13 protein-coding genes are annotated in these 12,564 nt (G+C 69.6%); 10 read left to right on the plus strand and 3 right to left on the minus strand.

Annotated elements, in window-relative coordinates; all coding sequences use genetic code 11:
• Positions 1-62 precede the first annotated feature (62 nt).
• From creD to CQ393_RS13000, 6 genes are all read left to right on the plus strand, one after another.
• The gene (gene creD, locus CQ393_RS12975; protein ID WP_153191977.1) at positions 63-1,391 is read left to right on the plus strand and encodes a cell envelope integrity protein CreD; all 1,329 of its coding nucleotides are present in this window, start codon (positions 63-65) and stop codon (positions 1,389-1,391) included.
• 5 nt (positions 1,392-1,396) lie between these two features.
• Entirely contained in the window at positions 1,397-1,777 is a 381-nt protein-coding gene (locus CQ393_RS12980; protein ID WP_153191978.1) for a hypothetical protein, read from the plus strand.
• A gap of 22 nt (positions 1,778-1,799) precedes the next feature.
• Positions 1,800-1,964, plus strand: a complete 165-nt coding sequence (locus CQ393_RS12985; protein ID WP_153191979.1) for a hypothetical protein — start codon at positions 1,800-1,802, stop codon at positions 1,962-1,964.
• A gap of 195 nt (positions 1,965-2,159) precedes the next feature.
• Positions 2,160-2,765, plus strand: a complete 606-nt coding sequence (locus tag CQ393_RS12990; RefSeq protein WP_153191980.1) for a GNAT family N-acetyltransferase — start codon at positions 2,160-2,162, stop codon at positions 2,763-2,765.
• Positions 2,762-3,661, plus strand: a complete 900-nt coding sequence (locus CQ393_RS12995) for a carbon-nitrogen hydrolase family protein (protein ID WP_153191981.1) — start codon at positions 2,762-2,764, stop codon at positions 3,659-3,661. The genes CQ393_RS12990 and CQ393_RS12995 overlap by 4 nt, the downstream gene beginning before the upstream one ends.
• A gap of 205 nt (positions 3,662-3,866) precedes the next feature.
• Positions 3,867-5,429, plus strand: coding sequence for a M20/M25/M40 family metallo-hydrolase (locus CQ393_RS13000; protein WP_228114530.1), 1,563 nt, complete (start codon positions 3,867-3,869; stop codon positions 5,427-5,429).
• A 256-nt stretch (positions 5,430-5,685) separates the two neighbouring features.
• On the opposite strand, the gene CQ393_RS13005 is transcribed toward CQ393_RS13000, so the two are convergent.
• The 3 genes from CQ393_RS13005 to uvrA all read right to left on the minus strand — a co-directional run bounded on the left by CQ393_RS13005 (position 5,686) and on the right by uvrA (position 9,527).
• Positions 5,686-6,075 carry a hypothetical protein gene (locus tag CQ393_RS13005; protein WP_153191983.1) on the minus strand — a complete coding sequence of 130 codons (390 nt, stop codon included), beginning with the start codon at positions 6,073-6,075 and terminating at the stop codon, positions 5,686-5,688.
• Between the two features lie 87 nt (positions 6,076-6,162).
• Entirely contained in the window at positions 6,163-6,570 is a 408-nt protein-coding gene (locus CQ393_RS13010; RefSeq protein WP_153191984.1) for a thioesterase family protein, read from the minus strand.
• Positions 6,570-9,527 carry an excinuclease ABC subunit UvrA gene (gene uvrA, locus CQ393_RS13015; RefSeq protein ID WP_153191985.1) on the minus strand — a complete coding sequence of 986 codons (2,958 nt, stop codon included), beginning with the start codon at positions 9,525-9,527 and terminating at the stop codon, positions 6,570-6,572. The genes CQ393_RS13010 and uvrA overlap by 1 nt, the downstream gene beginning before the upstream one ends.
• A 284-nt stretch (positions 9,528-9,811) precedes the next feature.
• Here uvrA and rplU point away from each other — a divergent pair, with 284 nt between their 5' ends.
• The 4 genes from rplU (at position 9,812) to obgE (ending at position 12,365) form a co-directional block, all read left to right on the plus strand.
• A complete protein-coding gene (gene rplU / locus CQ393_RS13020) occupies positions 9,812-10,120 on the plus strand; it encodes a 50S ribosomal protein L21 (protein ID WP_153191986.1) in 309 nt (102 codons plus the stop codon).
• A gap of 17 nt (positions 10,121-10,137) precedes the next feature.
• Positions 10,138-10,398 carry a 50S ribosomal protein L27 gene (gene rpmA / locus CQ393_RS13025; RefSeq protein ID WP_055768195.1) on the plus strand — a complete coding sequence of 87 codons (261 nt, stop codon included), beginning with the start codon at positions 10,138-10,140 and terminating at the stop codon, positions 10,396-10,398.
• 118 nt (positions 10,399-10,516) lie between these two features.
• Complete coding sequence (locus CQ393_RS13030) at positions 10,517-11,323, plus strand: hypothetical protein (protein ID WP_153191987.1); 807 nt, start codon at positions 10,517-10,519, stop codon at positions 11,321-11,323.
• The gene (gene obgE / locus CQ393_RS13035) at positions 11,310-12,365 is read left to right on the plus strand and encodes a GTPase ObgE (protein WP_153191988.1); all 1,056 of its coding nucleotides are present in this window, start codon (positions 11,310-11,312) and stop codon (positions 12,363-12,365) included. Before CQ393_RS13030 ends, obgE begins: the two co-directional genes overlap by 14 nt.
• The last annotated feature ends 199 nt before the right edge of the window (positions 12,366-12,564 follow it).

The following is a 12,564-nucleotide window of genomic DNA, read 5'->3' on the forward strand; positions in this document are numbered from 1 at the left end:
CCACAACCCCCGCCCCCCCGCCGCGCCCACCCTGTGCCCCGTCTCCACACGAGGATGGGCCCATGACTTCCCTGAAACTGTTGTTGCGCTTCGCCGTGGTCGGCGGGCTGGTAGTGCTGCTGCTGGTTCCCCTGCTGCTGATCCGCGGCACCATCGCCGAACGCGAGCGTTACCGCGACCAGGCCATCGAGCGGGTCGCGCAGAGCCGTGCCGGCGCGCAGTCGCTGATCGGCCCGGTGCGGGTGCTGCCGTGGACGCAGCAGCGCGAGGTCGAGGTGGTCGAGGCCGGCCTGCGCAAGACCGAGCTGCAGACCGAGCACGGCTACGACCTGCAGATGCCGCGGCAGCTGCGCGTGCAGGGCGAGATGCGCCCGGACGAACGCCGCGTCGGCCTGTTCCGGGTGCCGGTGTACAGCTGGCACGCGCGCCTGCAGGCCGAGTTCGCCGACGCGGCCTATGCCGCCACGCCCGGCCGGGTCTACGGCCAGCCCTACCTGGCGCTGGGTATCGCCGACGTGCGCGGCCTGGTCGGCACCCCGAACCTGCGCGTGGACGGGCGCGCGCTGCCGCTGCGGGCCGGCTCGCGGGCGCTGGAGCGCACTTCCAAGGGACTGCATGCCGCGCTGCTGCCGCTGGCCGATCCGCACCAGGGCACCCTGGCCGAGGGGCGCAGGGTCGAGCTGGAGTTCGTGCTGGACGGCACGCGTTCGCTGTCGGTGGTGCCGGTGGGCGACGACACCCGCGTGGCGCTGTCCTCGCCGTGGCCGCATCCCCTGTTCGGCGGCAGCTTCCTGCCCAACGAGCGCAGCGTCGACGATGCCGGCTTCAAGGCCGACTGGGCGGTGTCCTCGCTGGCCTCGGCCGCACAGGACCAGCTGCGCCGCAGCCTGCGCGGCGAGGGCGGCGGCGTCGAGGCGCTGGAGGTGGCGCTGGTCGATCCGGTCGATGTCTATACCCAGGCCGACCGCGCCAGCAAGTACGGCATCCTGTTCGTGCTGCTGACCTTCGTCGGTTTCGTGCTGTTCGAGCTGATCAAGCGCCTGAAGATCCACCCGCTGCAATACCTGCTGGTCGGCCTGGCGCTGGCGATCTTCTTCCTGCTGCTGCTGAGCCTGTCCGAGCACATCGCCTTCTGGCAGGCCTACCTGGTGTCCGCGGCGGCCTGCATCGGTTTGCAGGGCTACTACCTGTCCGGCGTGCTGCACAGCTGGAAGCGCGGCTTGGGCTTTTCCACCATGCTGACCCTGCTGTACGGCGTTCTCTACGTGCTGCTGGCCTCGGAGAACAACGCGCTGCTGATGGGTTCGCTGCTGCTGTTCGGGATCCTGGCGGCGATCATGTGGATCACCCGCAAGGTGGACTGGTACGACGTCGGCAGCAGCCTGCGGTGAACGCGATGCGGCTGCACGCACGGGTATTCCGGCGGCTGCGGCAACTGCTGCCGCCGGGCTTGGCAGGGGTGGGGCTGCGGCTGGAGCGCGGCGGTAGCTGGTCCGCTTCCCCGCTGGCCGCACTGGCATTGGGAACGGCCGCACGCCACGGTTGCCTGCGCCTGCGACTGGATGCCGTGCTGGCGGAACGGATCCGCCAGCACGGCGCCGCCGGCCTGCCCGCGCTGGACGGCGCAGGCCGCTGGCGGGCGCTGGGCCGCCGCGGCCTGCGCTTCAAGGCGGTGCTGGGGAACCCGCGGCAGGTGGTGGTGTGCGATGCCCTGCACGAACGCCTGTGGCTGCTGTGGCGCGAGCCGGGAGCGGCGCGTTGCGCACGCGGATATTGAAGCGCCGGCAGGCCGGGGCGTGATGCGTTTCCATCACGCCCCGGCGTTGCTGGCGGTGGTCGCGTTGCCGCTGCTGGCCGGCGTGGCGGCCGCCATCGGCGCGGGTTGCAGCAGGGGTCCGGCCGTCGGCGTGGCGGTGTCGGCGCTGGCGTCGGCCTTCGCCAGCGTCGTGCCGGCTATGCAGTGATGCTCGGCATCGTGGTATTTCGCCTGGCGATGCCGCTGCTGCTTACCGCGACGGTGCGCGGGACCCTGCGGCGTACGACGCTGTCCACCGGACCGGGCGCGATGGCCGCGACGGATGCCTCGTCCCGGACGGGGAGGGCAGCGCCTTCGCCGGCTGCGGCCGAGGCGCAGTGCAGCGCAGGGCTAGAATTCCGCCATGGACACCGCTCCCACCGTCGCCGCCCTGCGCGGCCCCGAACTGCTGCCGGTACTGGACGACGTGGCGCGCCTGCGCATCGGCGTGTTCAACCACTGGCCCTACCTGTACCAGGGCAGTCTGGACTACGAACGCGACTACCTGGCCGCCTATGCGGCCACGCCGGATGCGGTGTGCGTGGTGGCGCGCGCTGGCGGCGAGATCGTCGGCGCTTCGACCGGCCTGCCCTTGCTGGACGACGGCCCGGCCTTCCGCCAGCCGTTCGAGGCGGCCGGCATCGACCCGGCGCGGGTGTTCTATTTCGGCGAGTCGGTGCTGCTGCCGGCATGGCGCGGGCGCGGCATCGGCCATGCCTTCTTCGACGCGCGCGAGGCGCATGCGCGCGCGCTCGGACGCTTCGTGATGACCGCCTTCTGCGCGGTGGACCGCGATGGCGACGACCCGCGCCGGCCCGCCGGCCATCGCGACAACGACGTGTTCTGGCGCAGGCGCGGCTATGCGCGCCAGCCGGGCATGACCATGCACCTGCGCTGGGAAGAAGTCGGCCGCGGCGAGGTATCGCATCCGCTCACGTTCTGGACCCGCGCCCTGGAGCCTGCCGCATGAAGATCGCCGTCGCCCGCTACGAGATCGGCGCTCCGGCGGATTTCGCTGCCTTCGCCCGGCGCCAGCGCCGGGAGCTGGCCGAGGCTGCGGCCGCCGGCGCACGCATCGCGGTGCTGCCGGAATACCTGTCGCTGGAACTGGCGGCCACCTTCGCCCCGGACATCCAGCGCGACCTGCCGGCCTCGCTGGCCGCGATCCAGCGTTACCGCCAGCCGTGGCTGGAACTGTTCGCCGGCCTGGCCCGCGAACTGGACATGCACGTGGTCGCCGGCAGCTTCCTGCTCGACACCGGCGGCGGCCGCTACCGCAACCGCTGCGACTGGCTGACGCCGCAGGGCGCGCCGCTGTGGCAGGACAAGCTGCAGCTCACCGGCTTCGAGAAGGCCACCGGGCTGATCGACGGCGGCGATGCGCTGAAGGTGTTCGAGATCGACGGCATCCGCGCCGGCGTGGCGGTCTGCTACGACAGCGAGTTCCCGCTGCCGGTGCGCGCGCAGTACGAGGCCGGCGCGCGGCTGCTGGTGGTGCCCAGCTGCACCGATACCGACGCCGGCGCCACCCGCGTGCGCGTGGGCTGCCTGGCGCGGGCGCTGGAGAACCGCATGTTCGTGGCGCAGTCGGTGACGGCCGGGCTGGCCGGCTGGAGTCCCGCGCTGGACGTCAACACCGGGCAGGCGGCGGTATACGCGCCGATGGACCGCGGCTTTCCGGACGACGGCGTGCTGGCGCGGACCGCCGACGGCCAGCGCTGGGCGGTCGCCGAACTGGATTTCGCCGCGTTCGAGGCCGGCCGCGCGCAGGCGCAGGTCGCCAACGACCGCGACTGGCCGGACCAGTGGCAGCCGGCGCTGCAGCGCGCGATGCTGTCCCCGGCCGGTAGCGACCCCGCACCGTAGGAGCGGCTTCAGCCGCGAAGGGGACTTCGCAGGCAAAGCCCCATCGCAGCTGAAGCCGCTCCTACCGGAAGCGGGGCGGGGTTCACCACATCCATGACCATTGGCCGGCTCGGCGGCCCCCGGCGCTGGCTAGACTCGGGCCTTTGTCGTGAGTGGCCACGGGCCGGGGGAAGTGATGATCAAGCGGTGCTTGCTGGTATTGGGCATGGGGCTGGCGTTCGCGGGCGGCGCGGGCGCGGCCGAGCAGGTGGACCTGGACATGGTGGGCAAGATCCGCCAGGAAGCGTTCCACCGCTCGCAGGTGATGGACACGTTCTCCTACCTCACCGAAAGCATCGGCCCGCGCCTGACCAACTCGCCGGCCATGGCCCGCGCCAACGACTGGACCCGGCAGAAGTTCGGCGAATGGGGCCTGGCCGACGCGCATGACGAGGCCTTCGACGGCTTCGGCCGCGGCTGGGAGTTCGAATCGGCCAGCGTGGAGATGCTGGAGCCGCGCCTGACCCAGCTGTACGCGCTGCCCAAGGCGTGGACGCCGGGCACCAACGGCACCGTGGAAGGCGAGGTGATCAAGGTCGACATCAAGAAGCTGGCCGACCTGGAGAAGTACAAGGGCAAGCTGCGCGGCAAGATCCTGCTGCTGGGCGATGCGCGCGAGTACAAGCGCGGCACCGAGGCCGATTCGCACCGCCACGACGCCACCTCGCTGGAAGGACTGCAGGAATTCACCATTCCAAAGTCCATGGACAAGGACCGCGCCAAGCGCATCAAGGAATACGGCGAACGCCAGGAACTGGCGCGCGCCACCAATGCCTTCCTCGCCGAGGAAGGCGCGCTGGCGGCGATCAGCATCAGCGGCTGGGACAACGGCATCATCCGCGTCGGCGGCGGCGGTTCGCGCAAGGCCGGCGAGCCGGTGGGCATTCCCGAGCTGGCGATGATCGCCGAGCACTACAACCAGCTGGCGCGCGCGCTCGAGCGCAAGCAGCCGGTGAAACTGCGGGTCAACGTCGATGCGCGCTTCACCGACGAGACCGACCAGCCGGGCCACAACACGGTCGCCGAGATCCGCGGCAGCAGCAAGGCCGACGAGATCGTGATGCTGGGCGCGCACATGGATTCCTGGCACACCGGCACCGGCGCGGCCGACAACGCCGCCGGCGTGGCGGTGATGATGGAGGCCATGCGCATCCTCAAGGCGGTGGGCGCCAAGCCCAAGCGCACCATCCGCGTGGCGCTGTGGAGCGGCGAGGAGCAGGGGCTGATCGGCTCGCAGGCCTACGTGGCCAGGCACTTCGCGCACTATCCGGAACCCACCGACCCGGCGCAGAAGGCGCTGCCGGCCTCGCTGCGCGAGCCGACCGGCCCGCTGCAGAAGCTGCGCGACTACGAGAAGTTCTCCGTGTACTTCAACATGGACAACGGTTCGGGCCGCTTCCGCGGCATCTACGCGCAGGAGAACATCGCCGCGATGCCGATCTTCGAGGCGTGGCTGAAGCCGTTCAACGACGTCGGCGCGTCCACCGTGGTCACCCGCAACACCGGCAGCACCGACCACATCAGCTTCGACCGCGTGGGCCTGCCGGGCTTCCAGTTCATCCAGGACCGACTGGACTACTTCAGCAACGTCCACCACAGCAACCTGGATACCTGGGACCACGCCGAGCCGGAAGACCTGAAGCAGGCCGCGGCGATCGTCGCCTCGTTCGTCTACAACGCCGCCATGCGCGAGGAAAAGATGCCGCGCAAGCCGCTGCTGGAAGACTGAGCGCGCTGCAACAGGGAAACGACGAAGGGCCGCACTGCGGCCCTTCGTCGTTCTGCGGCGGGGTGGCGCCCGGCCGCAGGTTGGGCAGGAACTTTCATGCGACAGGAAGTCAATGCTTGTGCGCACCGGCACCGGCACCGGCACCGGCACCGGTACCGACCACGGTGCGCATCTGCCTGCAGCAGCGGGCCGTGCCGGTGATCGCCCTCCTGCGCGGAGCATGCGCCGGCAGTGCGGGCTCCCCCCGAAGGCGGCACTACCCGGCGGTATTCCGCGCAGCGCGGTGGACGCCGGCCAGCTTGAACGCGAGCGCGGTGCCAACATAGCCGCTGCCGGTCAGCAGCAGGTTCCACAGGACGCGGCCGAGCGGGCGGGTCGTGCCATGGGCGAAGGCGTCGACCACGGCGATGGCGGCCGGATGGAGCACGCGCCGCACGAAGAGCGCGGCGCACGGCGCGACCCGTTCCCGGTAGACGTCGAGCACCTGCAGGCCCGCCAGGCCCAGCAGCAGTTCCAGGCCGAGCGTGTCGAGCAGCGGAACCAGCAGGCGCAGTTCCGGGTGGCTGATGAAGGCAAGGATCAGCAGCCAGGTGAGGATCTGGAAGACGCGCTTCCAGACGTTCCGGTTCCTGAAAAGCGCATGCATGGCGGGTCCCATCGCGTGTCTCGATCCTTCGCGCGCGCCAGTGGCGCACACATCGTGTCTTCCCGCTCCGGGGAAGACGGCCAGGGCTCAGCTCGACGCGGCGCGCACCGCTTCGGGCAGCGGCGCGCTCCTGCCGGTCTGGGTATCCATCCACACCACCACCACGTTGCCGTCGGAGTACAGCTTGCTCTCGTCCTTCTGGTCGACGATGCGGTGGCCGATGGTCACGCTGCTGTTGCCCAGCCGCTCGACGAACAGCTCCACGACGATGTCGTTGGGCCACTCGATCGGCAGGCGGTAGTTGATGTTGGTGTTGGCCACCACCGGCGCGATGCGGTCGCTCATCGACACGCCTTCCACGCCCAGCATCCAGCGCACGCGGGCTTCTTCCAGGTAGGACACGTACTTGGCGTTGTTGACGTGGCCCATCGCGTCCATGTCGCGCCAGCGCACGCTGATCGGCACGCGGGCCAGGTGCTTGTGTTCGGTGCTCATCACGAAACCTTCTTCTTGCCGGCCGGGGCCTTCTTGGCGGCCGCTTTCTTCGCCGGCTTTTCCTTGCGCGGCGGGCGGGCGTCGGGTTTGTTGGCAGTGGCGGCCGGCCGTTCCGGGCGCGCACTGGTCGAGGGCAGCATCTTGGCCAGGAACTGGCCGGTGTACGACGCCGGATGCGACGCCACGTCCTCCGGTGTGCCGGTGACCAGGATGGTGCCGCCGCGGTGGCCGCCTTCCGGGCCGAGATCGACGATCCAGTCGGCGGTCTTGATCACGTCCAGGTTGTGCTCGATCACCACCACCGTATTGCCCTCGTCGCGCAGCTTGTGCAGCACGCCCAGCAGCGCCTCGATGTCGTGGAAGTGCAGGCCGGTGGTCGGCTCGTCGAGGATGTAGAGCGTGCGCCCGGTGTCGCGCCGCGACAGTTCCTTGGACAGCTTCACGCGCTGCGCCTCGCCGCCGGACAGCGTGGTCGCGCTCTGGCCCAGCTTGATGTAGCTCAGGCCCACGTCGACCAGCGTTTCCAGCTTGCGGGCGATGGCCGGCACCGGCTCGAACAGCTTCAGCGCATCCTCGACGGTCATCTCCAGCACGTCGTTGATGTTGTAGCCCTTGTAGAGGATCTCCAGCGTCTCGCGGTTGTAGCGCTTGCCGTGGCAGACGTCGCAGGGCACGTACACGTCCGGCAGGAAGTGCATCTCGACCTTGATCAGGCCGTCGCCCTGGCAGGCCTCGCAGCGGCCGCCGCGCACGTTGAAGCTGAAACGGCCGGGCGAATAGCCGCGCGCGCGCGCTTCGGGCACCTGCGCGTACAGCTCGCGCAGCGGCGTGAACAGGCCGGTGTAGGTCGCCGGGTTCGAGCGCGGGGTGCGGCCGATCGGCGACTGGTCGATGTCCACCACCTTGTCGAACAGGTCCAGTCCCTCGACCTCCCGGTACGGCGCGATCGGGTGCGAGGCGCCGTTGATCTCGTTGGCGGCCAGCGAGAACAGGGTGTCGTTGATCAGCGTGGACTTGCCCGAGCCGGACACGCCGGTGATGCAGGTCAGCAGGCCGGCCGGAATGTCCAGGTCCACGCCCTTGAGGTTGTTGCCGCTGGCGCCGCGCAGGTGCAGCGTCATCTTCGGGTTCGGCTTGTGCCGGCGCGCCGGGATCTCGATGGCGCGCTTGCCCGACAGGTACTGGCCGGTCAGCGAGCGCGGCGCGGCGAGGATGTCCTCCAACTGGCCCTGGCCGACGACTTCGCCGCCGTGCACGCCGGCGCCGGGGCCGATGTCGACCACGTGGTCGGCCAGGCGGATGGCGTCCTCGTCGTGCTCGACCACGATCACCGTGTTGCCGAGGTCGCGCAGGCGGGTGAGGGTGCCGAGCAGGCGCTCGTTGTCGCGCTGGTGCAGGCCGATGGACGGCTCGTCGAGCACGTACATCACCCCGACCAGGCCGGCGCCGATCTGCGAGGCCAGGCGGATGCGCTGCGCCTCGCCGCCGGACAGGGTGTCGGCCTTGCGTTCCAGGGTGAGGTAATCCAGGCCGACATCGACCAGGAAGCCGAGCCGCTCGCTGATCTCCTTGACGATCTTGGTGGCGATCTCGCCGCGCCAGCCCGGCAGGCTCAGCTCGCCGAAGAAGCGCTTGGCCTCGTCGATCGGCAGCACCGCCAGTTCCGGCAGCGGCCGGTCGGCGACGAACACGTTGCGCGCGGCCTTGTTCAGGCGCGCGCCGTTGCACTCGGGGCAGGGCCGCTCGCTGATGAACTTGGCCAGTTCCTCGCGCACCGCCGGCGATTCGGTCTCGCGGTAGCGGCGCTCGAGGTTGGGGATGATGCCCTCGAAGCGGTGCTTGCGCTGGCTGCGCCCGCCGTTCTCGGTGAAATAGGTGAAGGTGATCTGGTCCTCGCCACTGCCGTACAGCACCGCCTGGCGCACGTCCTCCGGCAGCGACTGCCAGGGCGCGTCCACGTCGAACCTGTAGTGCTTGGCCAGCGAGGCGATCAGCTGGAAGTAGTAGGCGTTGCGGCGGTCCCAGCCGCGCACCGCGCCGGCGGCCAGCGACAGCTCCGGGTGCACCACCACGCGGCCGGGGTCGAAGAATTCGGCCATGCCCAGGCCGTCGCAGCCCGGGCAGGCGCCGACCGGCGAGTTGAACGAGAACAGGCGCGGCTCCAGTTCCGGCAGCGCGTAGTCGCAGACCGGGCAGGAGTACTTGGACGAGAACAGCTGCGGCACCGCCTGTGCATCGTCCAGCGACTGCACCGTGGCCATGCCGTCGCCCAGCTTGAGCGCGGTCTCGAAGCTCTCGGCCAGGCGCTGCTTGAGGTCCTCGCGCGGACGGAAGCGGTCGATCACCGCCTCGATGGTGTGCTTCTGGCGCAGCGCCAGCGGCGGCACCGCGTCGATCTCGTGCAGTTCGCCGTCCACGCGCACGCGCACGAAGCCCTGCGCGCGCAGCTGGTCGAACACCTGCACGTGCTCGCCCTTGCGCTCGCGGATCACCGGCGCCAGCAGCATCCAGCGCTGCTCGCCATCCAGCGCCAGCACCTGGTCGACCATCTGGCTGACGGTCTGCGCCTCCAGCGGGTAGCCGTGGTCCGGGCAGCGCGGGCTGCCGACGCGGGCGTACAGCAGGCGCAGGTAGTCGTAGATCTCGGTGATGGTGCCCACGGTCGAGCGCGGGTTGTGGCTGGTGGACTTCTGCTCGATCGAGATCGCCGGCGACAGGCCCTCGATGTGGTCCAGGTCCGGCTTCTCCATCACGCTCAGGAACTGCCGCGCGTAGGCCGACAGCGACTCGACGTAGCGGCGCTGGCCTTCGGCGTAGATGGTGTCGAACGCCAGCGAGGACTTGCCCGAGCCGGACAGGCCGGTGATCACGATCAGCTTGTCGCGCGGCAGGTCGAGGTCGATGTTCTTGAGGTTGTGCGTCCGCGCGCCGCGGATGCGGATGAAATCCATCGCCATGGGGAGTCCGGTCTTGGCCGCGGCCGGCGGAACCGGGCGCGGCGGGGCAAGGAGGGTGCAGCTGACGGCAGTCGATCAGCCTAACGAGCTTGCGATTTGGGGGCAATTGCCGGAATTGCCAGCGCTCGCGCGGGCCTGCGGCCGCGGCGCAGGCCATTGTTCAGGCACGGTTTTCCGGCCGGAGGGGTGGCTTGACCCGGGAAATGCAATGCCGGTAAAATCCCGCTTCTGTCCGCCCCCGATGGCGTGGCAGATCCCAAGAATAACTACAGAAGAGACATCCCATGTATGCAGTCCTGGTAACTGGCGGCAAGCAGTACCGCGTCGCGCAGGGTGAAACCCTCCGCGTTGAGAAGCTCGAGGCCGAAGCCGGCAGCGAGATCAAGTTCGACACCGTCCTGATGCTCGGCGATGCCGACGGCATCAAGATCGGCGATGCCCTGAAGGGCGCTTCGGTGACCGCCAAGATCGTGGCCCACGGCCGCGCCGACAAGGTGAAGATCATCAAGTTCCGCCGGCGCAAGCACCACATGAAGCGCCAGGGCCACCGCCAGTACTACACCGAAATCGAAATCACCGGCATCGCCGGCTAATCCAAGGAGAATCCGTCATGGCACATAAAAAGGGCGTAGGCTCCTCGCGCAACGGCCGCGACTCCAACCCGAAGTACCTGGGCGTCAAGATCTTCGGCGGCCAGGCCATCGAAGCCGGCAACATCATCGTGCGTCAGCGCGGCACCCAGTTCCACCCGGGCGCCGGCGTCGGCCTGGGTCGTGACCACACGCTGTTCGCGCTGGTCGACGGCAAGGTCGAGTTCTCGGTGAAGGGCGCCAACAAGCGCCGTACCGTCAGCGTCGTCGCGGAAGTCTGATCTCCCGCACGCGCAGGCGCCCAGGCCACGGCGTGGGCGCCGCCGACGAAAGCCCCGCTTCGGCGGGGCTTGTCGTTTCCAGGTGGTCCACGGTTTCGCGTACGGGCAGGAGGCAGGGATGGTGATCCGTTGTTGGGCTGCGGCCCTGCTGTCCGGCCTGCTGGCCTGCGCCGGATGCGCGGCCGATATTCCCAGCGATCGCGCCACCCTGACGGTCGCCGGGCCATTGGCATCATTGCAGGCCGACACCCTGACGCTTCCGCCGAGTTCGCCGCAGCTGTCTGCCCTGCTGGCCGATCCGGCGGGCTGGCAGCCGGAGCCTGCCGTCGAAGGCGTCGAGCGCAGCCATGCCCGCGGCGATTTCGATGCCGATGGCTGGTTGCGCACCACGGTCTTCAGCTGGGACGGCAGCCGCAGCTGGGAAGTGCACATGGCCTACGGCGAGGGCAGGCGCCCACCGCCGGCCACGGTGCGGATATGGATGCAGGCGCCGCAAGGCAGCGGGCAGCCGGACTGGCCGATGGGCGAGGGCACGATCCGCTATGCTGGCGCCACGCGCACCCTGAGCTATAAAGGCCGACGCCCCGGCGTCGAAGGCCGCGAAGACTTTGAAAGAAGCTTGACCCTTGGCCCGTCCCACTGGGTCGAGCTGGAAGAATCCACCAGCGTCGCGCCCGATGGCGCCGCCGTCCGCAAGCGCCGCCAGGTCATGGCGCGCGATGCGCAGGGGCGTCCGGTGGACGACGCGGAACTGCTGGAAGGCGTGGAATACCGCGTCTCCAACCACTATTTCCTGCCCGACGGGCAGGGCACCCCCCGCCGCATCGTGCGCCTGTACCGCGCCGCCGGCGCGGCGCAGGATGCGCCGGTGCTGCGGGCCGAAGTGATTCTGAGAACCTTGCGATACCAAGATGAAACTCGTTGATGAAGCCGAAATCTCTGTAATCGCCGGCAATGGCGGCAATGGCTGCGTCGGTTTCCGCCGCGAGAAGTTCATTCCGCTCGGCGGTCCCGACGGCGGCGATGGCGGCGACGGCGGCAGCGTCTGGCTGCGCGCCGACGAAAACCTGAACACCCTGGTCGACTTCCGCCACGAGCGCATCTTCAAGGCGCAGCGCGGCGAGAACGGCATGGGCCGGCAGGCCTACGGCAAGGGCGGAGAGGACCTGACCATCACCGTGCCGGTCGGCACCGTGGTCATCAACGTCGCCACCGACGAGGTGATCGGCGACATGACCACCCATGGCGACCGCCTGCTGGTGGCCAAGGGCGGCAAGGGCGGCCTGGGCAACATGCACTTCAAGAGCTCCACCAACCGCGCGCCGCGCCAGGCGCTGCCGGGCGAGGAGGGCGAGGAGCGCCTGCTCAAGCTGGAGCTGAAGCTGTTGGCCGACGTCGGCCTGCTGGGCTTCCCCAATGCCGGCAAGAGCACCCTGATCCGCGCCGTCTCGGCGGCGACGCCGAAGGTGGCCGATTACCCGTTCACCACGCTGTACCCGAACCTGGGCGTGGTGAAGGTGGAGAACTACCGCAGCTTCGTGATCGCCGACATCCCCGGCCTGATCGAGGGCGCGGCCGATGGCGCCGGCCTGGGCGCGCAGTTCCTGCGCCACCTGCAGCGCACCCGCCTGCTGCTGCACCTGGTGGACATCTCGCCGATGGAAGGCGGCGTGGAGGGCGTTTCCCCGGTCGAGCAGGTGCGCGCGATCGAGCGCGAGCTGGGCAAGCACGATCCGGAACTGCTGGAGAAGCCGCGCTGGCTGGTGTTGAACAAGGCCGACCTGATGTTCGAGGACGAGGCGCAGGCCGCGGCCGAGCAGGTGGTCAGGGAGCTGGGCTGGACCGGCCCGTGGTACCTGGTCTCGGCGCTGGGCCGCGAGGGCACCTGGCCGATCATGAAGGACATCATGGCCTTTTTCGACCAGCAGAAGCTGCTCGAGGCCGAGGCGCGCGAGGCGCAGGGCTGAGGCCGCGCCCGCCGCGGCGCGCAGGAAAACCCGGCCATGGCCGGGTTTTCCGTTTCCGCCGGGCGCAGCGGCGTTTCGTTTCGTAGGAGCGGCTTCAGCCGCGATGGGGCCTTCCCGGGAAAGCCCCTCGCGGCTGAAGCCGCTCCTACGAAAGATCCGGGCAACAAAAAACCCGGCCTGGGCCGGGTTTTCTGCGGCG

Source organism: Stenotrophomonas sp. MYb238, from assembly GCF_009496535.1.
Classification (GTDB): Bacteria; Pseudomonadota; Gammaproteobacteria; order Xanthomonadales; family Xanthomonadaceae; genus Stenotrophomonas.

Excerpts from the sequence above, each read along its gene's own strand:
- creD (WP_153191977.1), top strand. The coding sequence starts at position 63 with ATGACTTCCCTGAAACTGTTGTTGCGCTTCGCCGTGGTCGGCGGGCTG.
- CQ393_RS12980 (WP_153191978.1), top strand. The coding sequence starts at position 1,397 with ATGCGGCTGCACGCACGGGTATTCCGGCGGCTGCGGCAACTGCTGCCG.
- CQ393_RS12985 (WP_153191979.1), top strand. The coding sequence starts at position 1,800 with ATGCGTTTCCATCACGCCCCGGCGTTGCTGGCGGTGGTCGCGTTGCCG.
- CQ393_RS12990 (WP_153191980.1), top strand. The coding sequence starts at position 2,160 with ATGGACACCGCTCCCACCGTCGCCGCCCTGCGCGGCCCCGAACTGCTG.
- CQ393_RS12995 (WP_153191981.1), top strand. The coding sequence starts at position 2,762 with ATGAAGATCGCCGTCGCCCGCTACGAGATCGGCGCTCCGGCGGATTTC.
- CQ393_RS13000 (WP_228114530.1), top strand. The coding sequence starts at position 3,867 with ATGGGGCTGGCGTTCGCGGGCGGCGCGGGCGCGGCCGAGCAGGTGGAC.
- CQ393_RS13005 (WP_153191983.1), bottom strand. The coding sequence starts at position 6,075 with ATGCATGCGCTTTTCAGGAACCGGAACGTCTGGAAGCGCGTCTTCCAG.
- CQ393_RS13010 (WP_153191984.1), bottom strand. The coding sequence starts at position 6,570 with ATGAGCACCGAACACAAGCACCTGGCCCGCGTGCCGATCAGCGTGCGC.
- uvrA (WP_153191985.1), bottom strand. The coding sequence starts at position 9,527 with ATGGCGATGGATTTCATCCGCATCCGCGGCGCGCGGACGCACAACCTC.
- rplU (WP_153191986.1), top strand. The coding sequence starts at position 9,812 with ATGTATGCAGTCCTGGTAACTGGCGGCAAGCAGTACCGCGTCGCGCAG.
- rpmA (WP_055768195.1), top strand. The coding sequence starts at position 10,138 with ATGGCACATAAAAAGGGCGTAGGCTCCTCGCGCAACGGCCGCGACTCC.
- CQ393_RS13030 (WP_153191987.1), top strand. The coding sequence starts at position 10,517 with ATGGTGATCCGTTGTTGGGCTGCGGCCCTGCTGTCCGGCCTGCTGGCC.
- obgE (WP_153191988.1), top strand. The coding sequence starts at position 11,310 with ATGAAACTCGTTGATGAAGCCGAAATCTCTGTAATCGCCGGCAATGGC.